Consider the following 25,416-nt stretch of genomic DNA (forward strand, 5'->3'; position numbering starts at 1 on the left):
CCGCGAATCCGACGCGTCCGACTCTAGAACCGCCATCCGCCTCCCTTGACCGCACGCCGACCGTGAGGAACGCTGAAGCGGGAGACGTTGCCGGGGGCTATCGCGCGTGAGGCGTCCATTCATCACCTTGCTGGCCGCCAACGCCCTTTCCGTCACCGGAAACGTGCTCTCCATGCTCGCCGTCCCGTGGTTCGTCCTGGAGAGCACCCGAAGCGCCGGGCTGACGGGCCTGGCCGCCTTCGCCACCACCTTCCCGATCGTCATATCCGCGGCGTTCGGTGGCACGCTCGTGGACTGGCTGGGGTTTCGCTGGGCGAGCGTGCTGTCCGACCTGACGAGCGGCCTCGTCGTGCTCGCCATCCCCGCGCTGTCGCTGACGACCGGGCTCTCCTATCCGCTCCTGCTGCTGCTCCTGTTCCTACGATGGCTGGTGGCCACGCCCGGGGAGACGGCACGCAAGGCCATGCTGCCCGACCTGTCGGCGCTCGGGCGCGTGCGCATCGGCCGCGCGACGGCAGCGTACGACGGGGTCAGCCGCGGCGCGACGATGGTGGGTGCCCCGCTCGCCGGAATCCTCATCCTCTGGACGGGGCCCAGCACGCTCCTCATCGTCGACGGCGTCACCTTCCTCCTCTCCGCGCTGCTCATCTCCGGCGGAGTCCCGCACATCGACGCGGGCGAACGCGAATCCGGCGGCTACCTACGTGACCTGCGCGACGGGCTGACGTTCCTCTGGCACGACCGGCTGCAGACGAGCGCCACCGGGATGATCGTGGTCGTCAACATGCTCGACACGGGCGTGACGCAGGTGCTGCTGGCCTTGTACGCCCGCGACGTGGCAGGCGATCCCCGCGCGTTCGGCCTGCTCACCGGTGGGCTCGGGGCGGGCGCGGTGGCCGGCACCATCGTCTACGGCGCGGCCGGCGGACGATTACCCATGAGGCTGACGTACGGATGGTGCTTTCTCGTCGCCGGCGTCCCGCGCGTGCTGGTGCTGGCCCTCGGCGCGCCGTTTCCCGTGGCGCTCGGCGTGGCCGCTCTCTCCGGATTCGCGGCCGGCGCGATCAATCCCATCCTCGGCGTGATCCAGTTCGAGCGCATTCCCGCCCGCCTGAGAGCGCGGGCGCTGGGCGCCATGACGGCCGCCGCCTACGCGGCCATGCCGCTCGGCGGGCTGCTGGCCGGCTCGCTCACCGAACTGGCCGGCCTCACGACCACTCTGTACGCGTTCGCCAGCGTCTACCTGATCGCGTCCATCCCGCCGTTCGTCTGCCGGGCCTGGCGGGAACTGGACCAGCCGTCTACCGCGAAAACCTAGCCAGCAGCAGGGACTCGTCGATCGGCGACTCGTGGGTGCCGGCGACCGTGCAGGCGTGCGCCCCCGCGATCGACCCCAGCCGTACGCACTCCTCGAGCGACCGGCCCTTCACCGTGCCGTACAGGAAGCCGGAGACGAACGCGTCGCCCGCGCCGTTGCTGTCGGCCACCGGCCCGGGCAGCGGCACGGCCGGGAAGGCGCGCACGTCGGAGCCACGCGTCAGAACGAGGCAGCCCTCGGCCCCGCGGGTGCACACGACCGTGTGGGCGCGCCCGCGCGCGAGGATGTCGCGCATCGTCGTCACAGGGTCCGTGAGTGCGGTGGCCGACAGGAACACCAGGTCGGACCGGTAGGCGAAGTCCTTGTGGTAGTCGTTGAGGCCGTCCCAGTCGTGCAGGTCGGTGGAGATGGGCGTGCCGTCGAGGTCGGGGTAGACGTGGCGGCAGAAGTCCATGATCGACAGGTGGACGTGCCGGGCGCGCACGTTCGCGTACAGCTCGCGCGGCAGGCGCTCGTCAGGCGTGACCTTGGGGTCGTGGAGCGAGGTGCGGCGGCCGTCGGGGCCGACGAGCAGGACGCTGCGCCGGGTGCCCGCCGCGGCCGGCCCCCAGGAGCAGTCGACCTCGCGCAGCGCCTGGCGGACGAGCGCGCCCTGCGGGTCGTCGCCGATCAGGTCGGAGAAGGCGACGCCCAGCCCGAGCGCGTGGCAACCCAGTGCCACGCCCGCACCGGTGTTGCCGATCCGGTCGACGACCGGTGGGACGTGGTAGGTGTCCTGGTACGGCAGCGGCAGCCCGGGCACGTACACCGTCGTGTCGACCCCGGCGCCGCCGAGGACCAGGATGTCGTGCGTCACGTGCTCATTGCCTCACTTCGTTCACCGGTTGACCAGCGGGCCGGAGCCGGTGGAGCCGCGGACGACCAGCTCCGGCTGGAAGATCAGCTCGACGTGCTTGGCGGGGGCGCCGTTCACCTCTTCGAGCAGCGTCTGCACGGCCGCCGAGGCCATCGCGCCGATCGGCTTGCGCACGGTGGTCAGCGGCGGGTCGGTGAACGCGATCAGCGGCGAGTCGTCGAACCCCACCACGGACACCTCTCCCGGCACCGACAGCCCCTTCTCCCTGCAGGCGCGGATCGCGCCCAGCGCCATCAGGTCACTCGCGCACACGATGCCGGTGCAGCCGCGGGCCAGCAGCTGCGCGGCGGCCGCCTGCCCGCCCTCGACGGAGAACAGCGAGTGGGCGATCAGCTCGTCGACGTCGGTCGCGCCAAGCAGCTGCGCCATGGCCTGCTTGTAGCCCTCGATCTTCCTGATCACCGGCACGAACCTGCGCGGCCCCAGCGCGAGCCCGATCCGCTCGTGGCCGAGGTCCACCAGGTGCTGCACGGACAGCCGGGCGGCCAGGCGGTCGTCGGGCGAGATGAACGGCGCGTCGATGTGCTCGCTGTAGCCGTCGACCAGCACGATCGGCAGCCCGCGGTCGGTCAGCCGGGTGTAGCGGTCCATCCGCGCGGTCGTGTCGGCGTGCAGCCCCGAGACGAACACGATGCCGCTCACACCGCGATCGACCAGCAGCTCGGTGAACTCGTCCTCCGGCGCGCCGCCGGGCAGCTGGGTGCAGAGCACGGGCGTGTAGCCGTGCTGGGTCAGCGCCTTCTCGATGGCCTGCGCGAACGCGGGGAAGATCGGATTGTCCAGCTCCGGCGTCACCAGGCCGACGAGCCCGTTGCTGCGCTGCCGCAGCCGGGGCGGGCGCTCGTAGCCCATGAGGTCGAGCGCGGCCATCACCGCCTGGCGGGTGGCGGTCGAGACGCCGGGCTTGCCGTTGAGCACCCGGCTGACCGTGGCCTCACTCACCCCGGCCTGGGCGGCGATGTCGGCTAGGCGAGCGTGACCGTTCATGCCACACACTTTACTTTCCACCAGGCCGCCGAATCCCCAGCTCCAGGGACATCCGAGGCGAGCAGGAGCTCCCCGTCGACCTCGAAGTCCACGGGTGCTTCCGTGAGGTTGACGGCGCAGACAAGCTCTCCCCTGGAGAACACGAGCGTGCCCTCCGGCGACTCGTGCCAGGTCAGGTCTCCGTCGAACGTGCGCCGCAGCCGCAGCGCCGCCCGATACAGCTCCAGCGTCGAGCCGGGCAGCCCTTCCTGCGCCTCCACGCTCAGCTCGGCCCAGTCCGCCGGGATCGGCAGCCACGGGTTCAGCCAGCCGGACTCACGGGTCCAGGGCAGCGGCACACGGCAGCCGTCGCGGCCGCTGTCGGGGTCGCGCAGCCGCTGCGGGTCCTGGCACACGCCGGCCGGCAGGTCGAGCACCTCCGGCAGGCCCAGCTCCTCGCCCTGGTAGACGTAGACCGAGCCGGGCAGCGCGAGCGTCAGCAGCGCGGCGGCGCGGGCCCTGGCCAGGCTTCCGTAGCGGGTGACGTGGCGCTTGACGTCGTGGTTCGACAGCACCCAGGTGGTCGGGGCGCCCACCGAGGCGGCGGTGGCCAGCGAGGAGTCGATCACCGCCCTCAGCTCGGCGGCGTCCCACGGGGTGAACAGGTAGTGGAAGTTGAACGCCTGATGCAGCTCGTCCGGGCGGACGTACATCGCCAGCCGCTCGGCCGTCGGCGCCCACGCCTCGGCCACGCCGATGCGATCGCCGGGGTAGGAGTCGAGCACGCGTCGCCACGCGCGGTGGATTTCGTGCACGCCGTCGTTGTCGAAGTACGGCACCGGCTCCTTGCCGATCAGCGTGGTCTGGTTCGCATGTCCGATGTCGGGCAGGCCGCGCGGCTTGACCATGCCGTGTGCCACATCCACGCGGAAGCCGTCCACACCCAGGTCGAGCCAGAACCGCAGGATCGACTCGAACTCGCCGCGCACCTCGTCGTCGTCCCAGTTGAGGTCGGGCTGCGCGGAGTCGAACAGGTGCAGGTACCACTGCCCGTCCTCGACCTGCGTCCACGCCGGGCCGCCGAAGATCGACTCCCAGTCGTTCGGCTGGTCGCGGAAGATGTAACGACCACGGTGCTCGCCGCGCAGGGCCTGCTGGAACCAGGGATGGGCCGAGGAGGTGTGGTTGGGGACGATGTCCACGATCACCCGCAGCCCGTGGTCGTGCGCCTCGTCGATGAGCGCCTTGGCGTCCGCGAGCGTCCCGAACAGCGGGTCGACGTCCCTGTAGTCCGCGACGTCGTACCCGAAGTCGGCCATGGGGGAGCGGTAGAACGGCGTCAGCCAGACGGCGTCCACGCCCAGACCCGCCAGGTAGGGGAGGCGATCGCGAATGCCGATCAGGTCACCGATCCCATCGCCGTCGCCGTCCGCGAAACTGCGCACGTACACCTGGTAGATCGCGGCGTCCCGCCACCATGCCGTCATAGTCCCCCCTGAAGGTCCCGACTATGAAATCCCTTGCCGCAAGTTTACGCAAGCCCTTACATACCCCTCTAATACGGAAATTTCGGCTTTTGGCTTCCCAAAACACTCGACCGAAACGGCTGAGAAGGAGATTCTTTATGTCAAGGGTGGACATGTAGCGTTAAGGCGCGATGTACTACCTCTTCAATCAGCCTCGTCACAGGTGACACTCGCGCAAGGTGTAGGCCCATGAGCTCGGTCGTTCTCGACAAAGTGACCAAGGTGTATCCGGGCGACTACCTCGCGGTCGACCGGCTGAACCTTCGGGCGGAAGACGGCGAGTTCCTCGTCCTCCTCGGTCCCTCTGGATGTGGCAAGTCCACGCTACTCCGCATGATCGCGGGCTTGGAGGAGATCACCGAGGGAGACCTCTGGCTGGACGGGCAGCTGGCCAACCATCTGGCCCCGCGCGATCGTGACGTGGCCATGGTGTTCCAGAACGGCGCGCTCTATCCGCACAGGTCCGTCCGGGGGAACATCGCCTTCCCTCTGGAGATCGCCAAGTCGGACCCCGCGATGGTGCGCGACCGCGTGACCGAGCTGTCGAAGGCCTTACACATCGACGAGACGCTGGACCGCCGCCCCGGCACGCTCTCCGGCGGCCAGCGGCAGCGCGTGGCGATGGGGCGGGCGATCGTCCGGCAGCCCAAGCTGTTCCTCATGGACGAGCCGCTGTCCAACCTCGACGCGGGCATGCGCACCGAGCTCCGCATGGAGATCTCGGCGCTGGTCAGGTCGCTCGGCGTGACCACGATCTACGTGACGCACGACCAGGTGGAGGCCCTGACGCTGGCCGACAGGATCGCCATCCTGAACCGCGGGGTCCTTCAGGACGTCGGCACTCCGGCCCAGATTTACAACGATCCAGCCACCGCCTTCGTGGCGGCCTTCCTCAACTCCCAGCAGTTGAACCTGCTGGCGGCCGGTGTCAGGACGCCGCAGAACCAGTACGTCATGCTCGACTTCGGCCCTCACCGGCTCACGCTGCCGTGGAGCGATCCGAGGGCGTACGCGATCTCGCAGCACACCGGTGGGCAGGTGCTCGTGGGCCTGCGGCCCGACAGTCTGGCCCCGGTGCCTGAGTCGTACGAGGGGCCGTCCTTCTACGGGCGGGTGCGGGCGCTGGAGTACCACGGGCACGAGTGGCTGGCGTACCTCGAGTGCGGGATGCCCGCCGTGCCGGTGCCCGAGCCGCCGGACCCGCGCCAGCGGATCAACGGGGAGAAGAACGGGTCGGGGAAGCTGTCGGGGCTGGTGCGGCGGATCTTCTCGTCGTCGCACCAGGAGGAGCACCAGGAGCAGGAACGGGTGGGCCAGCACCCGAACAGCGGCATCCACCGCCGCTCCGACCTGATCGTCCGCCTGGGTGGCCGGCCCGTCTGGCGCACCGGCGACGCGGCCAAGGTGGGCGTGGATCTCTCCCGCCTGATGATCTTCACCCTGGACGGCGCCCGCATCGACCCGCCCCGCCGATAGCTCCCTTATCTGTTACGGCGAAGTGCTCGCCGCACGTGGCTGGTCCTTCTTCATTTGTTACGGCGGAGCACGGGCGGCGCCACCCGCCGCACATGGCTGATGGCCTCCAGGGTGACGCCCGCTGACCCGCACAGGGCCGGCCGCCGTTACGGCGCAACCGCCATTCCCGCAGTCGTCGACCGGCTGGACACGCCTTCCTTGACCCTGACCAGGGTGCATTCGCTGACCACCGGAAGCACGCGCCTTCCCTGACCCCTGGGACGCGCACGTCCACTGGCGTCTTCGCATGTTGACTATCCGGACCATAGTCCGTATCTTCGGAGGCGTTAATCGGACCAGAGTCCGGAAGGGGTATGAATCCATGAGCAGACTGCTGCACATCGCCGCCTCGCCGCGCGGCGGCGAGTCGATCTCGTTGGGGATCGCGCAGACCTTTGTCGACGAGTACCTGGCCGCCCGTCCAGGCGCGACGGTCGACCACTTCGACCTGTGGGACGGGACGCTGCCCGAGTTCGGGCCCGCCGCCGCGACGGCGAAGATGACCGTGTTCGGGGGCGGCACTCCCGAGGGCGAGCAGGCCGAGGCGTGGGAGGCGGCCGTGCGCACGTTCGAGCGCTTCGACTCCTATGACCGCTACCTCTTCAGCGTGCCGATGTGGAACGCGGGCGTGCCGTACAAGCTGAAGCAGTTCATCGACGTCGTCAGCCAGCCCGCGATGATCTTCGATGTGCACCCGGAGACCGGCTACCGCCCCCTGCTCGCCGGCAAGCGCGCCGCTGTCGTCTACACCAGCGCGGTCTGGGGGCCGGGGCTGGGGCGGGAGTTCGGGAGCGACTTCCAGTCGACGTTCTTCAACGGCTGGCTACGCTGGACCGGCATCGCCGACATCCAGGAGATCCACCACCACCCGACGCTCACGGGCTCCTACGAGAACGAGCGCAAGCAGGCCGACGAACGCGCCCGCCAGATCGCCAGGACCTTCTAGCGGCGGGTCATCGAGATCGCGGCCCGGTCAACACCGCTGGATCGAAGGAGACGGGAAAGGGCTGGTCGAGCGTGAGCACGGTGCCTGCCTTCGCCTCCGCGACCAGCTCGTAGCCCTGTTCGCCCAGGTTGAAGATTTCGACTCGTGGTGCGTCGCCGCCTTCGAGATCGACTCGTATGAAGACGGGGATCCCTGCGGCGGCATATTTGGGTGGTTTGATCGTGTAGTCGCGGTCTCGATTCACCTTGCCAGGGCTGACGACTTCGGCCACGCACACGACGTCGGACGCGGAGAGCGCAACGGGGCCTTTGAGCATGGCCTCGGCGTGTCCAATGACGATGTCGGGAATGAGCCCGTCGTCTCCGACGGCGACATTGCCCGCCGCCACCACTTCGAGGCTCCGGGGGAGAGCGTCATCCAACGCGCCGACCAGCCGGCTGGTCGCGATGGCGTGAACGTATGCGGGCATGGGGCTCGCGATGAAACTCCCGTCGATCAACTCGATCCGCTCCCCGGTCGTGGGCAGCTTGAGCCAGTCTTCGACGGTGTATCCCGCCGTGGTGGGCGGCGAGGGGAAGAGCATGACACGCCATGGTGGCGGATGGGCGGCCAGCCAGCCATCGTTCCGCAATGCGTTCATCGCCTTCCGTGGATCCGCCTGTGTGTGCACGCACAGCGTATCCGTGCGAACGCGAATAGCGACAGGCGTCCGTACCTTCACGGAGTGCAGGTCCAGCGGGGCCCGTCGGGGGTGTCCTCCACCACGATGCCGCCCTCCAGCATCGCCGCCCGCAGCGCGTCCGCCACCTCGTACCGCCCCTCCTCGCGCAGCCGCGACCGGAGCGCCAGGAGGGGTTCCACCAGGGAGGGCAGGCCGAGGGAGCGGAGGCCGGCGGCGGAGGCGAGCTCGCCGAGGCGGGCGATCAGCAGCCGCATCAGCTCTCTGGCCTGCTCGACCCCGCCGGAGTCCTCCTCCGTGTCGGCGGCCCATTTGACGATCTCCGCCTCGAGGTCGAGGACGGTCTGGGCCGCCGCCACCATGTCCGGCTTGCCCACGGCGGCCTTGAACAGCTCCTCGCACGTGTGGATGGTCTCCTCCAGCGTCACCTCCGCGGGAGCCGGCTCGGCCGGGGGCGGCGGGGTCGTGGCGAGGCTCGTGCCGCCTTCGGCCAGGCGGCGGAGCTGGGCGAGGTCGGTGTGGGTGCCGGTGGGCAGGACCGTCTGGGAGCCGGGGCGGCGGACGGTGAGGCCGCCCCGGCCCGCCACCCGTACGGACTCGCTCTCCAGATCGATCACCAGCGCGGTGTGCTCGTCGAGGCCGAGCACGGCGGTGCCGGGCGGCAACTCGCGCTCCATGCGCGACAGCCGGCGCTCGCCGAGGTAGCAGTAGCGGGTGTCGTGGGTGCCGCCCTCGGCGTTGTCGAAGTGGGGGATCAGCACGGCCTGCAGGCCCAGCGGCTCCAGCAGGTCGATGCCCTCGCGCCAATGGGGATCCGCGCCCACCTTGTAGATCTCGTAGACCGGCACGGTGGCCAGGCCCGCCGTGCAGGCGGCCGCCGAGGCCAGCACCGTCACCCCCTCACGCGCGCGAACCCGGGCACGCAGGTCGCCGGCCACGCCCGAGCCGGCCCACCGGTCGAGCGCGTAGGTGGGACTGCCCGGGCCGGAGAAGATCCAGTCGGCGCCCGTGATCCCGGCCGCCACCTCGACCTCAAGCCCGACGCTGTGCGCGAAATAGCGGCGGGCGCGGGCGGAGATGTCGGCGGCGTTCTCCTGGAAGGCGTAGGGGGTGTCGAGGAGCACGGCCCGTGCTCCCGTGCGCAGCGTCCGCGCCGCCGCGCGGTGGATCTCGACCATGGTCGGGCTCGTTTCGCCCGACCCCATCAGCACCAGTAAAGCGGGCATCGCTGTCGGCCTCTCTCTCGCACGCCATCGACTACAGCCGGACCCGCGGTCGTGTTCAAGAGCCGGAACACAATGCGTCTGGGATGTACTTGCATATGATTGGCAGTAAGTTGTCGACGGTGACGGGAAGACACGTGGTCTCGGTTGAGACGCTCATGCTACGGGCGGGCACCGACAATCGCTGGTCCTACCGGCATGCCATCACCCAGCCCGGGTTCGGGGAGAGCCCCGACGAGGCCGCGCGCCGGCTCAGCGGGGTCCCGGCGGACGATCCCGCCACCGTCGTGCACTCCACGAGCTGGCGGTACGAGCCCGAGGCCGGGATCGTGCTGACATATGCGGTCTGCCCGGATCCGGCGCCGTGGTTGCCCGCGGTCGAGGTGCCCGTGCTGGAGATCGCCAGGGGCGAGGCGCCCGCGACGCCGTCACCTGACCGCGTCGCCCTGGCCAACGTGGTCGCGCACGCGGTCAGGCACCTCGCCTTCCTCATGGCCGAGGACTCCGTCGTGGCGCGCGCCCTGTCCCGCCATCCGGAGATCGCCCTCGCGCTGGAGCCGGCGGGCGCTCCGGCGTGACAGGCGGCGGCCCAGCGCCTGCATGGGCCGCTCGACGTAACTGAACGACAGCGCGCTCACGGCCAGCACCACGGCCACGGCCAGCGCCGACATCATGAGCTGGTACGGCAACTCCGCCCGCCGCAGGTCACCGGTGATCTCCACGAAGTACTTCAGCAGCGGATGATGCACCAGGTAGAGCGAGTAGCTGATCAGCCCGAGCCAGGTGAGCACCCTGGGCAGCCGCCGCCCGCGCAGCGCCATCCCCGCCGCGAAGGTGGCACCGGCCAGCGCGATCGTCGTCAGCCACACGTCCGCCTGCACCCACCACCACCCGCCCTCGACGGCCCACAGAGGCGCGACCGCCACCAGGGCCGTCGTGACCGCCACCGGCCACAGCCGTCCGCCGCCCCGCTCCCACCGGTGGATGGCCGTGCCCGCGAACATCACGGCGAGCACCGCCGTCCCCAGCCACGGCACCCGGCTGCTCAGCAGCAGCAACGCCAGCGCCATCAGGCCGAGCACGCAGGCCGAGGCTGTACGGAAGCGTCCCCACACGACGCACGCCAGCCCGACCACGAACACCGCGGCGGAGACGTAGGCGGGCCACCCGCCCACCAGCACCGCTCCCGACGCCACCAGCCCGACCGTCACGGCGCCCGCCGCGAACAACATCGACAGCAGCCCGCTGCGGCCATGCCCCCTGACCAGGAACAGCGCCGTGACCAGGAGATAGAACACCATCTCGTACGACAGCGTCCACATCGTGTCGGCCACGCCGCCCACGCTCACGACGTCGAGCAGCATGGTCGCGTGCGCAGCCACTGCGCTCCCGTCCCTCGGCACCTCCGCACGCAGCGGCACCCACCAGGCGAGGGCCAGCACGACGACGATCACGCTCAGGTAGAGCGGGTAGAGGCGGAAGAACCGGCTGATCCAGAACGCGCGCACGTCGCCGTGGCGTTCCAGCGAGGTGGGGATGATATAGCCGCTGACCAGGAAGAACACCAGGATGCCGTAGACGCCGAGGTTGAACCAGTACGGCCTGAGCTGGGGGAGGAACCACGGCAGGAGGTGCTCGGCCACCACGGCCAGCGCGCCGATCCCCCGCAGCGCGTCCAGCCACGCGAACCTCGACGGCGCAGGCAGGGCGGCGGAGACGGGCTGGGCGGCGGCGGCAGCAGACATCCGGGTCAAACTACCCGCGATCCCTGAAGAGATGCTGGCACCCGGAAACGCCGTGCCCAGGCGCCCTCGGTACGCTGGTGGGCCCGTGGCGAGAAGGAGACTGAGCATGACCGTCGCCGTCCATGTCGGACCCGAGCCGGTGCCCGTGCTGATCGATGCAGTGCGTCGGGCGGGCGGCAAGGTCGTGCCCCTGGAGGAGGCCGAGGCGATCGTCTACTACGGCGGCGGTCCCGAGGAGCTGCGGTCGATGCTCCACGACGGCATCCGCTGGGTGCAACTGCCCAGCGCGGGCATCGAGCGGTTCGCCGACGCCGGGATCATCTCCGAGCACCCGGTCTTCACCGCCGCCACCGGCTCCTACGGCGTGCCGGTGGCCGAGCACGCGCTGGCCATGATGCTGGCGGCCGCGCGCTGCCTGCACCGGTCGGCGAGGGCCACGAGATGGGAGCGCAGCGAGTCCAGGGAGTTCGCGGGCTCGACGGTCGCGATCGTCGGCTTCGGCGGCATCGGGCGGGCGCTCATCCGGATGCTGGAGCCGTTCGGCTGCCGGGTCCTCGCGGTCACCGACAGCGGCGAGGCGCCCGGCGCCGACCTCGTGCTCCCGCGTGCCCGCTACCGCGAGACGCTGCCCGAGGCAGATTACGTGGTCGTCTCGGCACCCGCCACGCCGGAGACGAGGGGGATGTTCGGCAAGCGCGAGTTCGAGCTCATGCGCGAGGACGCCTGGCTGGTGAACGTCGCCAGAGGCGGCCTCGTCGTCACCGACGAACTGGTGGACGCGCTGCGCGCAGGCCGCATCGGCGGCGCGGCACTCGACGTGACCGACCCCGAGCCCCTCCCCGACGGCCATCCGCTGTGGAGCCTGGACAACGTGCTCATCACGCCGCACTGCGCGAACCCGCGCTCCTCCTACTGGCGTGGCCTGGCCGAGCGCGTCACCTCCAACGTGCGGCGCTTCAGCGACGGCGCCCCGCTGGAGGGCGTGGTCTCGCCGTCCCAGGGCTTCTGAGGCGCGCCGGACGCCGGGCGGCCCGCCGCCGGCGAGGCCGGCGGGTCAGCCCAGGTTGAGCCGGGCTCCGTTGCTCAGCCCCGAGTCGTGCACCTCGAGCCCGGCCGGGTCGAGGTTCTTCGGCAGCTCGAACACCAGCGCGCCGATGAACGACTGGCCGGCCTCGATGCGGATCGGCGTGATCTCCTTGCCGTCCTTGTCGAGCAGCTTGGTGCCGCCGTGCAGCTCCTTGTCCTCGTCGATCAGCTTCTGCTGGCCCGGGTAGAGCACCCGGGCCTCCTGGCCGACGTTGCTGACCTTCACCCCGACCTGGCATGTGCGCTTGGCCGCCGATCTCGCCGGTTTGGGGCACTTCGTGCTCGTCACGGCGAAGCGCAGCTTGCCGTCCTGCACCGGCCCGTCCTCGCCGACCGCCGGGGAGCGGAACGCCCACGCCAGCACGAAGATCAGCGCTACCAGGAGCACGACCGCGATGACCAGGGCGGTCAGGCAGCCCGTCAGCACGCCCCGCTTGCGCTTGGCGGGCAGGTAGCCCGGCATCGGCCCCTGGCCGGTGGTCGAGTGGTGGGGCAGCGGCCCCTGCCCACCCTGGTGGTGATGGAGCGGCCCCGGGCCTGTCAGGTCCGGATGCGGCCCGCGCGGCCCCGGCACGGGGCCGGTCCGCTCCGGGTGGGGAGCCGGGGGCACAGGCCCGGTCCGCTCGGCGGGGGGCGGCTGCTGCGGCCCACGAACGGCTCCCGGCGTGGGGCCGGTGCGTTCGGCAGGGGGCGGAGACTGCGGTCCACGGCCCGTTCCGGGCGTGGGACCGGTGCGTTCGGCCGGTGGCGGCTGCTGTGGGCCGCGGCCCGTTCCAGGTGTGGGACCCGTGCGCTCGGCAGGCGGCACCGGGCCCGCTCCGGGCGTGGGACCGGTGCGCTCCGCGGGCGGCGGTGGTTGCGGGCTGCGCGCGGGCGCCTCAGGGCGTGGGCCGCGACTCTGGTGGGACGGGCGGTGAGGGGTGCGTGGGTGGCCGGTGCCCGGCACCGCGCCCGTGCGGTCGGGCGGCATCCGGTGCGGCGGCTGCGGCATCAGCGGGAAGTCCGACGGGTTCCACGCGTTGGTCAGGTGTTTGGTGGCGGCCAGCTGAGCCGCGGGCTCGTCGGCCGCCCCCACCAGCTCCAGCAGCAGCTGCCTGGCCGCGGGCCGGCGCGCCGGGTCGGGGTGGATGGCCGCGGCCACGAGCCGGTCCAGCGGCGCGGGCAGCCCTCGCAGGTCCGGCGGCGCCGTACGGGCCCGGGCCGCCATCACGTACGCGTCCCCTTCGCCGAACGGATGCCCGCCCAGCCCCGCGTAAGCGATCAGCGACCCCCACGCGAACACGTCGCCCGCCGGGCTGGTGCGTCCCTCGAAGACCTGCTCGGGAGCGATCCATCCGGGCGTGCCCATGACCATGCCCGCGTTCGTGTGCCGGGAGTCGACGTGCGTCGACCGCGCCAGCCCGAAGTCGATCACCCGGGGCCCGGCCAGCGTCAGCATCACGTTGGCCGGCTTGAGGTCGCGGTGCACCAGCCCCGCCGCGTGGATCGCGGTCAGCGCGGCGGCCACGCCGACGGCCGCGGAGTGCAGCACGGACGGCGAGAGCGCGCCGTGCTCGATCAGGTGGTCTTCGAGCGAGATGCCGTCGATGTACTCGGTGACGAGGTAGAGGACGCCGCGGTCCTCGCCGTGGTCGAGCACGCGCGCCGTGCAGAACGAGGCCACCTTGCGCGCGTTGGACACCTCTTCGTGGAAACGCGCCCGGTAGATCGGGTCTGCCGTGAAGTCGCGCCGGATCGCCTTGAGCGCCACCCGCGACCCGTCGGCCGCCTTTGCGAGATAGACCACGCCCATGCCACCGGTGCCGAGACGGCTGATCAGCTCGTAGGGGCCGATCGCCGGCGGATCTTCCGGCTTCAGCGGAGTGCCTGCGGAGCGCCCCAACGTCGCCGTCCTCTCGCCGTCGTCATCCCGTCTCAACCCGAACCGTTCCTCCGCCCGGCACGCCTTTTGTACCCAAGACTCTAACGGAGGAAGGGGACGCTCGTTGGCCACTAGTTCTGAGCAGGCATGCGGCTGGTTCTGAGCTGTCATGCGACTCCCCAGCGACCGAGCCCGCCTCACGGAGTGAGGCCATGAACACGCAGCGGGCGCATTGTCACGCGCAGGCGGGGGACGTTGAGCGCGTAGGGGAGTGGGCGGTGCGGCGACAGCAGCCGCCCGACAGGCTTGGGCCGGGCCGCGCGCACGATGCCGGCGAGGAAGGCCGTGCCGACCGCGAGCGTCAGGTGCGCGCCGTCGCAGCCCGGCCTCGCCCACCACTCGTTCGCCGCGGTGCCGTCCAGCCAGATCTCCGGCGCGAACGTGTTCGCGTACGGCAGGCGCGGGCTGCGCTGATGCGCCGCGATCGGCACCAGAACGGTGGTGCCCGCGGGCAGGGTGGTGCCGTACCAGTCGGTCGGCGTGGTCGTGACCCGGGAGAGCGCCGGCACCGGCGGCCACAGGCGCAGCCCCTCGCGCAGGCAGGCCCGCAGGTAGTCAGGGTCGGTGCGGGCCGACTTGCGCTGGGCCGGGTGGGCGGCGAGCAGCGCCAGCGTCTGCATCAGCCCCGTGGAGATCGCCCCGAACCCCATCAGCCAGAACGCCGCCTGCATGAGCCCGCGCGACTCGGCCTCGCCGGCGTTCTCCGCGATCAGACCGGCCAGGGTGCCCGGCTCGGCGCGGCGCAGGTGGTCGAGGATGCGCGCGTCGTACCGGCCGGAGAGGATCTCCTGGCGTCGCCTGGCGCGCCACCTGCCGGCCCGCGTGATGCCCGCCAGCAGCCTGGTGAGCTCCTCGTCGCCGGCAGCGCCGTCGCCGTAGACGCAGCGCCTGGCCACGCGCCGCCAGCGGGCGTCGAGCCGGGCGTGATCCACCACGCCGGAGGTCAGCTCCTTGGCCTCCTCCCTGGCGATGTCGATGAAGGCCGGGCGCAGCACGTCCGTCGGAAGGCCGAAGGGGCGCTGTTCGACGCCCTGCGCGTACTCGCCCCCTTCAGACAGCACGCGCAGGACGTCGCGCTTCGACATGACCAGCAGCGCCTGGCCGCGCAGGCCGCGCACCAGCACGGGGCGGCCGCCGTACCTGGCCTCGAGCCCGGCCAGGAGCGCACGGGAGCGCAGCAGGTCGCGTCCGGGCATCAAGTGCGGCGCGACGGGTGGGACGACGGCGGCAGCCAGGCGCAGGCTCTCCAATACGGTGGCCCTGGGGAGGCCTCTAGGCACGCGCGACCTCCCGCGTTCCGGCCGGCGCCCGCGTGTCCGTGGCCCTGCGGGTCCGGACCTTGCGGACCGCGGGCGCCTCCTGGGCGGCCGGAGCGGGATGGAAGTCCATAAGCCGATCTGAACGCCCAGGCCGCCGCGCCGCAATCGGCGGTTTCGGCTGACGGAACACTTCCGGTCACGCGCCGGCCAGGTGTCCCGGTGACCGGGACACCTACGCGCTGAGGAGCGCGGACGAGATGGCCTGGGCGGCGCCGCGCACGGAGATGCCGAGCTTGGCCAGCGGCGTACTGCCCGCAGGGGCGGCCACCCCCAGCGACATGCAGATCCGGCCGCCGGGTCCGAACACCGGCGCCGCCACGCACGACACGCCCTCGGTGAACTCCTCCTGCGAGTACGCCACGCCCTGCCTGCGGACCTGGGCCAGCTCGCGCTCGAGCCCGGTCAGGGTGGTGATCGTGCGGCGCGTCATCTGCTCGAACGAGCCACGCGCGAGCAGCGCCTGGTGCAGGCTCGAGTCGAAGGCCAGCAGCGCCTTGCCGGTCGCCGTGCAGTGGAGCGGCGCGCGGTCCATGCCGTCGGAGCGGGAGTCGACCCGGTTGTGGCCGTAGAGGCGCTCGACGTAGCGGGCCTCCAGACCGGAGGGGACGGCCAGGTTCACCGTCTGCCTGGTGGTCTCGTACAGGTAGAGCAGATAGGGCAGCACGACCTTGCGGGTGCCCGGCACCCGCAAGCGGGTGATGCCGGCCATCGTCTCCAGCAGCTCACCCGGCAGGTAGCCGTTGCCCACCCGCCTGGCCAGCTCCCGCGAGCACAGCACGCCCAGGATGCGGTGCGCGGTCGACTTGGGCAGGCCCGTGGCGCGGCACAGCTGCGACAGGCTGACCGGGTGGGAGGCGGCGCCGAGCGCGAGCAGGATGTCGATCCCCCGCTCCAGACTGCCGGGCTGCGCCACGGGCCGGTCGTCCGTCACTGCTTGGCTGGCCGTTTCCGTCGGCATTCATCTCCCTTTCGCTCTCCGAGGAGCGAAAGGGGCTTCCCGGGGGCTGCGGTTTCCCTGTGCTGTACCCGGCCGCCGCCCGTTCAACGCGGGCCGATGATCTCCGCGTAGACGGAAACCGCCACGTCATCAGGTGTTTTGGCCCCAAAGTCCAGTGTGCAAGGGGCGTGCAGGACAGCGGGCCGGACTCATCCGAGCCGGCCGGTTTCGCGGTGGCGGGCCTGTTCCATGCCGTCAAGGAGGTAGCCGAGGCCCTCGTCGAAGGTGGCGTCCCAGGCGTGGTCGAGGCCGTGCTCGGCGAGGGCCGGGTAGCGGTCGGCGCGCTCTCTGAGGAACTCGCCGGCACCTTCGCGGTCGCGGTCCTGCCAGGTCACCTGCATGACGACCGAGCCCATGACGTAGTTGGACAGGCTGTAGGCGGCGGGCTTGGGTGCGGTGAAGCCGGCGGCGGCCAGCGCCGTGTAAAGGAACTCGGTCCGCTCCAGCGCGTTCGGGCCCATGAGCGGACGGTCGAGGATCGTGGCCGACCACGGGTGGCGCAGCAGGGCCGCTCGCCAGCCACCGATGAGTTCGCGCACGACCCCTTGCCAGTCGGCCGTTGCCATCCGGTGGTTCCGCGAGGGCAGGGACACCTCGCCGAACACGGCGTCCAAGGCCAGGTCGAGGACGTCGTCCTTGGTCTTGACGTGCCAGTAGAGGGTGGTCGAGCCGGTGTCGAGCCGCTCGGCCAGGCGGCGCATGGTCAGGCGGCCCACGCCTTCCTCGTCGAGCAGCGCCACAGCCTCGGACACGATCCGGTCGAGTGTCAGCGTCTGCCTGGGCGCCTTCTGGGGGCGCGACCACACGATGTCCACCCAGGCATAATACGTTGTGCGAGTGACCGGATCGATGGTCTAGTGAGTGGAGCGTTGGTCGAGTAGGGGGTGGCCGGCATGGGGCACATCGAAGTGAGCGGGCTGACGTACCTGCTGCCTGACGGGCGGCCGCTGCTGCTGGAGACGTCGTTCAAGGTGGGCGACGGCGCCAATGCGGCGCTTGTCGGGCCCAACGGCGCGGGCAAGACCACGCTGCTGCGGCTGATCGCGGGCGAGCTGGACCCCTCGGACGGCCGGATCGCGAGCAGCGGCGGAATCGGGGTGATGCGGCAGTTCCTCGGCGAGAGCACTGTGCACGACCTGCTGCTGAACGTCGCGCCGGAGCGGATCAGGGCGGCGGCGGCGACGCTGGATGCCGCCGAGGCCGGGATCTCCCGTTCGGACGACGAGCCCGCCCAGCTCGCCTATGCCCAGGCCATCGCCGACTACGCCGACGCGGGGGGCTATGAGCTCGAAGTGGTGTGGGACGTGTGCGCGACCGAAGCGCTGGGGATGCCGTACGAACAGGTCAAGGACAGAGGGCTGGACACGCTGTCAGGCGGGGAGCAGAAGCGGCTCATGCTGGAGGCGCTGCTGCGGGGCCCCGACGAGGTGCTGCTTCTCGACGAGCCCGACAACTACCTGGACGTGCGGGCCAAGCAGTGGCTGGAGCGGGCGATCAGGAGCTCGGCCAAGACGGTGCTGCTCGTCTCGCACGACCGGCAGCTGCTGGCCGAGGCGGCCGACCGGATCATCACCGTGGAGGGACGCGGGGTGTGGGTGCATGGCGGCGGCTTCGCCGGTTACGCGGAGGCCCGCAGGCAACGCAGGGAGCGCCTCGAAGAGCGGCGGCAGCGCTGGGAGGACGAGCGGGCCAGGCTGCGCAGGCTGGTCCACACGCTGCGCCAGCGCTCGGCGAACAACGACGCGCTGGCGGGGACGTACCAGTCGGCGGTCACGAGGCTGGAGCGGTTCGAGTGGGCGGGGCCGCCGCAGCGCGCGCCGAAGGAGCAGAACATCCGCGTGCGGCTGCGCGGCGGACGCACCGGGAAGCGGGCGGTGGTCTGCGAGGAGCTCGAGCTGAGCGGGCTGCTGCGGCCGTTCTCCACCGAGATCTGGTACGGCGAGCGGGTCGGCGTGCTGGGCATGAACGGCACGGGCAAGTCCCACTTCCTGCGCCTGCTGGCCGGTGAGCCGATTGCGCATACCGGCGTGGCCCGCCTGGGCGCCAGGGTGTCACCCGGGCACTTCACCCAGACCCACGTGCGGCCCGACCTCCAAGGGCGCGCCGCCGCCGACATCGTGATGCGGGAGCATGCCATGGAGCGCAACGATGCGATGGCGGCGCTGGCCCGCTACGAACTGGCGCCGGCGGGCGGGCAGGCGTTCGAGACGCTGTCGGGCGGCCAGCAGGCCCGGCTGCAGATCCTCCTGCTGGAGCTGTCGGGCGCGACGTTGCTGCTGCTCGACGAGCCGACGGACAACCTGGACCTGGCCAGCGCGGAGGCGCTCCAGCAGGGACTCGCCGGATTCGAGGGGACGGTGCTGATGGTCACGCACGACCGGTGGTTCGCCGCCGACCTCGACCGCTACCTGGTGTTCGGAGCGGACGGGCACGTACGGGAGAGCGACGAGCCCCGCTGGGACCTTTAGCCGATCATCGCAGGGCGGCGGCCTCTGAGGCGAGCTTCTCCACGCGGCCCCAGTCGCCGGCCGTCAGCGCGTCGGCCGGGGTCAGCCAGCTGCCGCCGACACATCCCACGTTCGGCAGAGCGAGATAGTCGGGCGCGGTGTTCACCCGGATGCCGCCCGTCGGGCAGAACCGCACGTCGGGCAGCGGCCCGCCGAGCGCCTTGAGGTAGGGGACGCCGCCCGCGGCCTCGGCGGGGAAGAACTTCAGCTCCTTGATCCCCCGCTCGACCAGCGCCATCACCTCGGACACGGTGGCCGCCCCGGGCAGGTAGGGGACGCCGCTCGAATCCATCGCCTCCACCAGCGACAGGGTCGTGCCAGGCGACACCAGGAACTTCGCGCCCGCGGTCATAGAAGCGGAAATGTCCTCCGAACTCCGGATGGTTCCCGCTCCCACCGTCGCCTCGGGCACCTCGGCGGAGATCCTGGCGATGGCCTCACGCGCGGCCGGGGTCCGCAGGGTCACCTCGATGACCGGCAAGCCGCCGGCGACCAGCGCCCTGGCCATCGGTACGGCGCTCTCGACGTCCTCGATCACCACGACGGGAATCACTGGGGCGAGATCGAGCAAGCTCATGAGTTCTTCTCCTCGTCGGCCCGTTCCGGCCGTCTAGTCACGTACACGTCCCCACACCAGGCCTCGACCGCATCAATGGCCCTGCCCAATGGCACACACCCCAACCGGATCCCGCCCGACGGGCGCTGGGTCACCCCACCAGCTCCCTGCGGGCACGCTGGGTCAGCCAGGCCGCGGCGCCCGTCAGCGCCGGTTGAGGGGCGACGATCAGCGCGGTGCCGATGGCCGCCAGGTAGTCGGCCATGTCGGGATTGGCCTCGAACCTGGTGCGGAAGTTGCTGGTGCGCACCCGTTCCACGATACGGGGGAGCACTCCGCCGCCCAGATACACCCCACCCCTCGCGCCGAGGGTCAGGGCCACGTTCCCGGCGAAGCAGCCGAGCATCCCGCAGAACACCTCGACCGTCTCCGCGCACAGCGAGTCGTCCAGCCGGGCCACGATGTCCGAGGCGGTCAGGTCGGGGGCGGCGACGCCGTTCACCTGGGCGAGCGCCCGGTGCAGCCGGACCAGCCCCGGACCGGACAGCACGTGCTCGGCCACCACGTGCGGCAGCCCCTGGGACTGCAGCGCCTGCACGATCTCCATCTCCCGCCGGTCCACCACCGGCACCGTGACGTGCCCGCCCTCGCCGGGGATCGGCGTCCAGCCGTGGTCCGCCGGCACCAGCCCGCCCACGCCGAGCCCGGTCCCGGGGCCCAGCACGGCCTTGACGCCGTGGCCCGGCTCGGGGCCGCCCAGGGAGATCAGGTCGTCGCCCTCCAGGTGCGGCAGCGACACCGCCAGCGCCTCGAAGTCGTTCAGCAGCACCGCGTACGGCACGCCGAGGTCCCGTACGGAGCCGGCCCACTTGGAGTTCGTGAGCCGGTAGTGGTCGCCGTCGATCGGCCCGGCCACAGCCAGGCACGCCGCCCCCGGTCGCACTCCGCCCGCGTGTTCCGCGAGATAGGCGGCTACGGCTTCGGGGAGGGTCTCGTAGTCGGCCCCCGCCAGGACCACGACGTTCGACGGCCGCGCTCCCAGCGAGGTGACCAGGCCGAACCTGGCGTTGGTCCCGCCGATGTCGGCGACCAGCCACGGAAGGTCAAAGGCACTCACCGCTTACCTCCGGCAATCCAGGGCGGCGTCAAGATCGCTCGCCGCCATCCACCGAAGGATCCCACGAACGCTCACGCTGCCCCAGAGGGGGTGGTGAGCCGCCGGCCGCCGTCCCGGCGCCCGGCGTACCGGACGATGATCGCTCACCGCGCCAGTCCGGCGTGCTGGGCGCCCACTGGGGCGCCCGTCTCCAGGTGGGACGCGCCGGCCTCGGAGGGGAAGCCCAGCCCCGGGCCGTGGTGGGGCGACTCGGCGCCGCTCAGGCCGAAGATCCCGGCGCCCTGCTCGGCGTGCCCCGCCATCCGGCGGAACGCCGCGAACAGCTCGCGGCCCGTGCCCACCCACTGCGCGTCGCTCAGCGGACGGCCCTCGGGCGTGCGCCGGGCCAGCTCCTCGGCGGGCACCAGCAGCTCCAGCGTCCCGGCGGCCGAGTCGAGCCTGATCACGTCGCCGTCGCGCACGAGCGCGATCGGCCCGCCGTCGGCGGCCTCAGGAGACAGGTGGATGGCCGCGGGGACCTTGCCGGACGCGCCGGACATCCGCCCGTCCGTGACGATGGCCACCCGCTGGCCCCTGTCCAGCAGCACGGCCAGCGGCGGCGTGAGCTTGTGCAGCTCGGGCATGCCGTTCGCGCTCGGCCCCTGGTAGCGGATGACCGCCACGAAGTCCTGCCCGTCCAGTTCGCCCGCCTCGAACGCCTTCAGCAGGTCCAGCTGGTCGTCGAACACCTTGGCAGGCGCCTCGATCACCAGGTGCTCCTGCTTGACCGCGGACACCTTGGACACGGCCCGGCCCAGGTTGCCGGAGAGCATGTGGATGCCGCCGTCCGGCGAGAACGGCGCCGCGACGGGGCGCAGCACGTCCAGGTCCGAACTTCCGCCGGTGACCGGCGACCACACCGGCTCGCCGTCAACCAGCTCGGGAGCCTCGCGGTAGCGGTCGAGCCCGCGCCCGGCCACGGTCATGACGTCGGCGTGCAGCAGGCCCTCGTCGAGGAGGTCGCCGATGAGCACCTGCATGCCGCCGGCGTCGCGGAAGTGGTTCACGTCCGCCTGGCCGTTCGGGTAGATCTTGGTGAGCGACGGCACGACCCGCGACAGGCGGGCGAAGTCATCCCAGGTCAGTACGATCCCCGCGGCGGCGGCCATGGCCACCAGGTGGATCGTGTGGTTCGTGGACCCGCCGGTGGCCAGCAGGGCGACGCAGGCGTTCACGATGGCCTTCTCGTCGACCAGTTCGCCGATCGGCGTGTACTCCGAGCCGTGCGCGGTGATCTCCACCGCGCGGCGCCCGGCCGCCTGGGTGAGCGCGTGGCGCAGCTCGGTGTGCGGGTTGACGAACGTCGAGCCCGGCAGGTGCAGGCCCATGACCTCCATCAGCGCCTGGTTGGAGTTGGCGGTGCCGTAGAAGGTGCAGGTGCCGGGGGAGTGGTACGACTTCGCCTCGGCGTCGAGCAGCTCCTCGCGCCCCACCTTGCCCTCGGCGAAGAGCTGGCGGGTACGCGCCTTGACCTTGTTCGGCAGCCCCGAGGTCATCGGCCCGGCCGGCACGAAGATCGCGGGCAGGTGCCCGAAGTGCAGCGCCCCGATGAACAGCCCGGGCACGATCTTGTCACACACGCCCAGCAGCAGCGTCGCGTCGAACATGTCGTGCGACAGCGCGATCGCGGTCGCCATGGCGATCACGTCACGGCTGTAGAGGGACAGCTCCATGCCGGGCCGCCCCTGGGTGATGCCGTCGCACATCGCGGGCACGCCGCCCGCCACCTGCGCCACGCCGCCCGCCTTGCGCACCGCCGCCTTCAGCTCCGGCGGGTACGTCTCATACGGCTGGTGCGCCGACAGCATGTCGTTGTAGCTCGTCACGATCGCCACGCCCGGCTTGGCCGCGCCCATCAGAACGGGCTTGTCCTCGGCGGGCGCGCTCGCGAAGCCGTGCGCCAGGTTCGCGCACCCGAGGTGGGCGCGGGCCGGACCCTTGGCCTTGGCGGCCTCGCCGTCGCGGCGGATGCGCTCCAGGTAGGAGGCCCGGCTGGCGGCGCTCCGCTCGGCGATCCGGTCAGTGACGTCCTGAATAATCGGGTTCACGGCCCCTCCTTCGTCGGGTCCGTGAACCCGAGGTTGCTGCGTCTAATGGTTCGCTCGCTGCGCTCGTTCACGCTTCCTCCTCGTGCCAGGCGCGACCGCTGCGGCCGAGCAGTTCGTGGGCTCCGGTGGGGCCGGTGGTTCCGGCGGGGTACGGCTCCGGCAGGTCATCGGACGCCTCCCAGGCCGACAGGATCGGGTCGATCCAGCGCCAGGCCGCCTCCACCTCGTCGCGCCGCATGAACAGCGTCGGGTTCCCGGCCAGCACGTCCGTCAGCAGCCGCTCATACGCCTCGGGCACCCGTGCCGTGAACGTCTTGCCGAAGCTCAGCGACAGCGGCACCGGCTTCAGCGTCACCTCGCCCGCGCCCGGCTCCTTGGCCATGATGTGCAGCTCGATGCCCTCTTCCGGCTGCAGCCGCAGCACCAGGCGGTTCGGGCTGCCGCCGGGGAAGATGGAGTGCGGCACGTCCTTGAACTGCACCACGATCTCCGACCTCCGGTACGGCATGCGCTTCCCGGTCCGCAGGTAGAACGGCACGCCGGCCCACCGCCAGTTCTTGACCTCGGCCCGGATCGCGGTGAACGTCTCCACCCGCCGCGAGGCGTCCGTCGGCGGCGTGGAGGCGGGCTCGTCCAGGTAGCCCGGCATCCCGTCCGCCTCGGTGTACTGGCCGCGCACGGTGAACCGCTCGACCTCCGTGCCCGTGATCGGCCGCAGCGCCTGCAGCACCTTGACCTTCTCGTCGCGGATGGCCTCGCGGTCGTTGCGGGCCGGCGGCTCCATCGCGGTCAGTGTGAGGAGCTGGAGCAGGTGGTTCTGCACCATGTCGCGCAGCGCGCCCGCGTGGTCGTAGTAGCCGCGCCTGCCCGGCGTGCCGACGGTCTCGGCGGCGGTGATCTGGACGTGGTCGATCCACAGGGAGTTCCAGATCGGCTCGAGGAAGGCGTTGGCGAAGCGCAGGACCAGCAGGTTCTGGACGGTCTCCTTGCCCAGGTAGTGGTCGATGCGGAAGATCTGGCGCTCGTCGAAGATCGCGCCGACCTCGTCGTTGATCCGCTGGGCGCTCGCCAGGTCCTGGCCCAGCGGCTTCTCCAGCACCACGCGCGAGCGCGGCGTCACCAGCCCGGCCTCGTCCAGCTCGCGGCAGAAGGGGCCGAACGTCCTGGGCGGGCTGGCCAGGTAGAAGATCCGGTCGCGCTGCTCGTGCCCGGCCAGCAGCTTGGTCAGCGCGCTCCACCCGGACTTGTCCGCACCGCCGACGTCCACCGACACGTGGTGCAGGCGGTCGAGGAAGCGCTGCCACATCGCGGGGTCGTCCACCGGGACCTGGTCGCGTACCTCGGCGTCCACCTTGCCGCGGAAGTCGGCGTCGGTCAGGCCGCCCCTGGACATGGCGATGACACGGGTCTCCGGGGAGAGCCGCCCGTCCCGGTCGGTGTGATAGAGCGCCGGGATCAGTTTGCGCATGGACAGGTCGCCGGTCCCGCCGAAGACGACGAGGTCGGCGGTGTGGGCGGGGCTGGTTGTCGACAGGGGGGACACGGTCAGGGCTCCTGATGATCTACCAAGCGGGGACAGAACGGACACTAACGAGAGTTTGGGTCGCACACAAGCGGAGTTTTGGCATTTGAGATAAAAAAGTCTGGAGTTTTCATGACCTAACCCCGTGTGGTTCACTTAGCCGATGCCTCGACGTACCGCCGCGACCCTCGCCACGAGTGGTGAGGTGCTCCGCCTCATCCGTACCGGTGAGGCCGTGACGCGGGCCGACATCGGCCGGGTGACCGGCCTGTCGCGTCCCGCGGTGCAACTGCGCGTCGGTGAGCTGCTGGAACGCGGCCTGGTCGTGGAGCGCGACGACGCCCCCTCCACAGGCGGGCGGCCGCCGGTCCGGCTGGAGTTCAACGCCGCGGGCGGTGTGGTGCTGGTGGCGGCGCTCGGCGCCAGCCGCACCAGGGTGGCGGTCTGCGACCTGGCCGGGCAGGAGCTGGACGGGCGCGAGTTCGCGATGGACGTGGAGGAAGGTCCCGACATCGTGCTGCCGCTGCTCATGGACACCTGGGACGAGCTGCTCGGCGACCGGCCGCGCTCGATGATCAGGGGTGTCGGGATGGGCGTGCCGGCCACCGTCGAGTTCGCGCACGGCCGCACGGAGAGCGCCCGGGTGATGGCGTCCTGGACCGGCGTGGTGATCCCGCCGATCATCCGCGACCGCTTCCCCGTTCCCGTGCTCGTGGACAACGACGTGAACGTGCTGGCCATCGGCGAGCACCGGGGCGTCTACCCCGAGCTGGGTGACCTGATGTTCGTGAAGATCTCGACGCGGATCGGCGCGGGCGTGATCGCCGGCGGCGGCATCCTGCGCGGCGCGCTCGGGGCGGCGGGCGAGATCGGGCACATCCCGGTGCTGGACGGCGGCGACGTGCTGTGCCGCTGCGGCAACACGGGCTGCGTCGACTCCGTGGCCAGCGGCACCGCACTGCTACGCGACCTGCGGGCGCGCGGCAAGGAGGTCAAGACCATCGCGGACGTGACCGCGCTGGTGCGGGCGGGCGACGCCGAGACCATGGCCACCGTGCGCGAGGCCGGTCGCAGGATCGGCGAGGTGCTCGCCGGCGCCGTGAACATCCTCAACCCGTCGGTGGTGGTGCTGGGCGGCGACGTGGCCGAGGCGTTCGGGCCGCTGGTGTCGAGCATCCGCGAGGTCGTCTACCGCCGCTCCACTGCCCTGGCCACCCGGCGGCTGCACATCGAGCCGAGCCGGCTGGGCGCCGGGGCGGGCATCAGCGGATGCGCGGTGATGGTGCTCGACCACGTGCTCTCACCGGAGGCCGTGGACGAGACCATGACGCTCTCGGTCCTCCGCCGCGTTCCCTCGCTCTAACCCGTTGCGGCTTTGAACGGATCAACCCGTCCATCCGTTACGGCTTCGCACAGTGGGCCGCACGCGCCGACGTCAGTGGCCCTCTGTCATGGCCGGTCGTGAAGGCT

At 71.2% G+C, this 25,416-nt stretch carries 20 protein-coding genes; 6 read left to right on the forward strand and 14 right to left on the reverse strand.

The annotated features are described in order from the left end of the window. The first annotated feature begins 106 nt into the window (after window positions 1–106). Window positions 107–1,318, forward strand: coding sequence for an MFS transporter (locus ACQPWU_RS21550; RefSeq protein WP_433442707.1), 1,212 nt, complete (start codon window positions 107–109; stop codon window positions 1,316–1,318). Here the strand turns inward: ACQPWU_RS21550 and ACQPWU_RS21555 are convergent. The 3 genes from ACQPWU_RS21555 to ACQPWU_RS21565 are packed head-to-tail and all read right to left on the reverse strand — an operon-like array spanning window position 1,302 to window position 4,687. After that, window positions 1,302–2,174, reverse strand: a complete 873-nt coding sequence (locus tag ACQPWU_RS21555; RefSeq protein WP_433442709.1) for a carbohydrate kinase family protein — start codon at window positions 2,172–2,174, stop codon at window positions 1,302–1,304. The genes ACQPWU_RS21550 and ACQPWU_RS21555 overlap by 17 nt on opposite strands. A gap of 21 nt (window positions 2,175–2,195) precedes the next feature. After that, window positions 2,196–3,221: a LacI family DNA-binding transcriptional regulator gene (locus ACQPWU_RS21560; RefSeq protein ID WP_433442711.1), complete on the reverse strand. Its 1,026-nt coding sequence runs from the start codon at window positions 3,219–3,221 to the stop codon at window positions 2,196–2,198. Beyond that, the gene (locus ACQPWU_RS21565) at window positions 3,218–4,687 is read right to left on the reverse strand and encodes an alpha-amylase family glycosyl hydrolase (RefSeq protein WP_433442713.1); all 1,470 of its coding nucleotides are present in this window, start codon (window positions 4,685–4,687) and stop codon (window positions 3,218–3,220) included. Before ACQPWU_RS21565 ends, ACQPWU_RS21560 begins: the two co-directional genes overlap by 4 nt. A gap of 228 nt (window positions 4,688–4,915) precedes the next feature. Between ACQPWU_RS21565 and ACQPWU_RS21570 the strand changes: the two genes are divergently transcribed. Together ACQPWU_RS21570 and ACQPWU_RS21575 are read left to right on the forward strand one after the other, a co-directional pair. Then, entirely contained in the window at window positions 4,916–6,202 is a 1,287-nt protein-coding gene (locus ACQPWU_RS21570) for an ABC transporter ATP-binding protein (protein WP_433442714.1), read from the forward strand. Between the two features lie 361 nt (window positions 6,203–6,563). Then, window positions 6,564–7,187, forward strand: a complete 624-nt coding sequence (locus ACQPWU_RS21575; protein ID WP_433442716.1) for an FMN-dependent NADH-azoreductase — start codon at window positions 6,564–6,566, stop codon at window positions 7,185–7,187. Between the two features lie 7 nt (window positions 7,188–7,194). Here the strand turns inward: ACQPWU_RS21575 and ACQPWU_RS21580 are convergent, their stop codons facing one another. From ACQPWU_RS21580 to ACQPWU_RS21590, 3 genes are all read right to left on the reverse strand, one after another. Continuing rightward, a complete protein-coding gene (locus ACQPWU_RS21580) occupies window positions 7,195–7,770 on the reverse strand; it encodes a Uma2 family endonuclease (protein WP_433442718.1) in 576 nt (191 codons plus the stop codon). 134 nt (window positions 7,771–7,904) lie between these two features. After that, a complete protein-coding gene (locus ACQPWU_RS21585) occupies window positions 7,905–9,092 on the reverse strand; it encodes a CysS/YqeB C-terminal domain-containing protein (RefSeq protein ID WP_433442720.1) in 1,188 nt (395 codons plus the stop codon). A gap of 425 nt (window positions 9,093–9,517) precedes the next feature. Next, window positions 9,518–10,834, reverse strand: a complete 1,317-nt coding sequence (locus ACQPWU_RS21590; protein WP_433442722.1) for an acyltransferase family protein — start codon at window positions 10,832–10,834, stop codon at window positions 9,518–9,520. A gap of 106 nt (window positions 10,835–10,940) precedes the next feature. Here ACQPWU_RS21590 and ACQPWU_RS21595 point away from each other — a divergent pair, with 106 nt between their 5' ends. Beyond that, on the forward strand, window positions 10,941–11,843 hold the full coding sequence (locus tag ACQPWU_RS21595; protein ID WP_433442724.1) for a D-isomer specific 2-hydroxyacid dehydrogenase family protein: 903 nt from the start codon (window positions 10,941–10,943) through the stop codon (window positions 11,841–11,843). Window positions 11,844–11,888: 45 nt separating this feature from the next. Here the strand turns inward: ACQPWU_RS21595 and ACQPWU_RS21600 are convergent, their stop codons facing one another. The 4 genes from ACQPWU_RS21600 to ACQPWU_RS21615 form a co-directional block, all read right to left on the reverse strand. Next, window positions 11,889–13,838, reverse strand: a complete 1,950-nt coding sequence (locus tag ACQPWU_RS21600) for a protein kinase domain-containing protein (RefSeq protein ID WP_433442726.1) — start codon at window positions 13,836–13,838, stop codon at window positions 11,889–11,891. A gap of 140 nt (window positions 13,839–13,978) precedes the next feature. Then, window positions 13,979–15,121 carry a cytochrome P450 gene (locus tag ACQPWU_RS21605; RefSeq protein WP_433442728.1) on the reverse strand — a complete coding sequence of 381 codons (1,143 nt, stop codon included), beginning with the start codon at window positions 15,119–15,121 and terminating at the stop codon, window positions 13,979–13,981. A gap of 211 nt (window positions 15,122–15,332) precedes the next feature. Then, window positions 15,333–16,118 carry an IclR family transcriptional regulator gene (locus ACQPWU_RS21610; RefSeq protein ID WP_433442730.1) on the reverse strand — a complete coding sequence of 262 codons (786 nt, stop codon included), beginning with the start codon at window positions 16,116–16,118 and terminating at the stop codon, window positions 15,333–15,335. A 188-nt stretch (window positions 16,119–16,306) separates the two neighbouring features. Beyond that, window positions 16,307–16,972: a TetR/AcrR family transcriptional regulator C-terminal domain-containing protein gene (locus ACQPWU_RS21615; protein WP_433442732.1), complete on the reverse strand. Its 666-nt coding sequence runs from the start codon at window positions 16,970–16,972 to the stop codon at window positions 16,307–16,309. Between the two features lie 78 nt (window positions 16,973–17,050). On the opposite strand from ACQPWU_RS21615, the gene ACQPWU_RS21620 reads away from it, so the two are divergent. Next, window positions 17,051–18,625: an ATP-binding cassette domain-containing protein gene (locus ACQPWU_RS21620; RefSeq protein WP_433442734.1), complete on the forward strand. Its 1,575-nt coding sequence runs from the start codon at window positions 17,051–17,053 to the stop codon at window positions 18,623–18,625. Window positions 18,626–18,629: 4 nt separating this feature from the next. Here ACQPWU_RS21620 and ACQPWU_RS21625 read toward each other — a convergent pair whose 3' ends face one another. The 4 genes from ACQPWU_RS21625 to zwf all read right to left on the reverse strand — a co-directional run bounded on the left by ACQPWU_RS21625 (window position 18,630) and on the right by zwf (window position 23,958). After that, window positions 18,630–19,241, reverse strand: coding sequence for a bifunctional 4-hydroxy-2-oxoglutarate aldolase/2-dehydro-3-deoxy-phosphogluconate aldolase (locus tag ACQPWU_RS21625; protein WP_433442736.1), 612 nt, complete (start codon window positions 19,239–19,241; stop codon window positions 18,630–18,632). A gap of 130 nt (window positions 19,242–19,371) precedes the next feature. Further along, window positions 19,372–20,337 carry a glucokinase gene (gene glk, locus ACQPWU_RS21630; protein ID WP_433442739.1) on the reverse strand — a complete coding sequence of 322 codons (966 nt, stop codon included), beginning with the start codon at window positions 20,335–20,337 and terminating at the stop codon, window positions 19,372–19,374. 143 nt (window positions 20,338–20,480) lie between these two features. Continuing rightward, window positions 20,481–22,424: a phosphogluconate dehydratase gene (edd, locus tag ACQPWU_RS21635; RefSeq protein WP_433442741.1), complete on the reverse strand. Its 1,944-nt coding sequence runs from the start codon at window positions 22,422–22,424 to the stop codon at window positions 20,481–20,483. A gap of 67 nt (window positions 22,425–22,491) precedes the next feature. Then, window positions 22,492–23,958, reverse strand: coding sequence for a glucose-6-phosphate dehydrogenase (gene zwf / locus ACQPWU_RS21640; protein ID WP_433445262.1), 1,467 nt, complete (start codon window positions 23,956–23,958; stop codon window positions 22,492–22,494). Between the two features lie 151 nt (window positions 23,959–24,109). Between zwf and ACQPWU_RS21645 the strand changes: the two genes are divergently transcribed. Then, a complete protein-coding gene (locus tag ACQPWU_RS21645; protein ID WP_433442743.1) occupies window positions 24,110–25,309 on the forward strand; it encodes an ROK family transcriptional regulator in 1,200 nt (399 codons plus the stop codon). The last annotated feature ends 107 nt before the right edge of the window (window positions 25,310–25,416 follow it).

This window comes from Nonomuraea sp. CA-141351 (assembly GCF_050944675.1).
Taxonomy (GTDB): Bacteria; Actinomycetota; Actinomycetes; order Streptosporangiales; family Streptosporangiaceae; genus Nonomuraea.

Coding starts and splice junctions, on each gene's coding strand:
- ACQPWU_RS21575 (WP_433442716.1), top strand. CDS start 6,564: ATGAGCAGACTGCTGCACATCGCCGCCTCGCCGCGCGGCGGCGAGTCG.
- ACQPWU_RS21570 (WP_433442714.1), top strand. CDS start 4,916: ATGAGCTCGGTCGTTCTCGACAAAGTGACCAAGGTGTATCCGGGCGAC.
- ACQPWU_RS21610 (WP_433442730.1), bottom strand. CDS start 16,118: ATGCCGACGGAAACGGCCAGCCAAGCAGTGACGGACGACCGGCCCGTG.
- ACQPWU_RS21625 (WP_433442736.1), bottom strand. CDS start 19,241: ATGAGCTTGCTCGATCTCGCCCCAGTGATTCCCGTCGTGGTGATCGAG.
- ACQPWU_RS21560 (WP_433442711.1), bottom strand. CDS start 3,221: ATGAACGGTCACGCTCGCCTAGCCGACATCGCCGCCCAGGCCGGGGTG.
- ACQPWU_RS21645 (WP_433442743.1), top strand. CDS start 24,110: ATGCCTCGACGTACCGCCGCGACCCTCGCCACGAGTGGTGAGGTGCTC.
- ACQPWU_RS21585 (WP_433442720.1), bottom strand. CDS start 9,092: ATGCCCGCTTTACTGGTGCTGATGGGGTCGGGCGAAACGAGCCCGACC.
- ACQPWU_RS21595 (WP_433442724.1), top strand. CDS start 10,941: ATGACCGTCGCCGTCCATGTCGGACCCGAGCCGGTGCCCGTGCTGATC.
- ACQPWU_RS21580 (WP_433442718.1), bottom strand. CDS start 7,770: ATGCTCTTCCCCTCGCCGCCCACCACGGCGGGATACACCGTCGAAGAC.
- ACQPWU_RS21565 (WP_433442713.1), bottom strand. CDS start 4,687: ATGACGGCATGGTGGCGGGACGCCGCGATCTACCAGGTGTACGTGCGC.
- ACQPWU_RS21620 (WP_433442734.1), top strand. CDS start 17,051: ATGGGGCACATCGAAGTGAGCGGGCTGACGTACCTGCTGCCTGACGGG.
- ACQPWU_RS21590 (WP_433442722.1), bottom strand. CDS start 10,834: ATGTCTGCTGCCGCCGCCGCCCAGCCCGTCTCCGCCGCCCTGCCTGCG.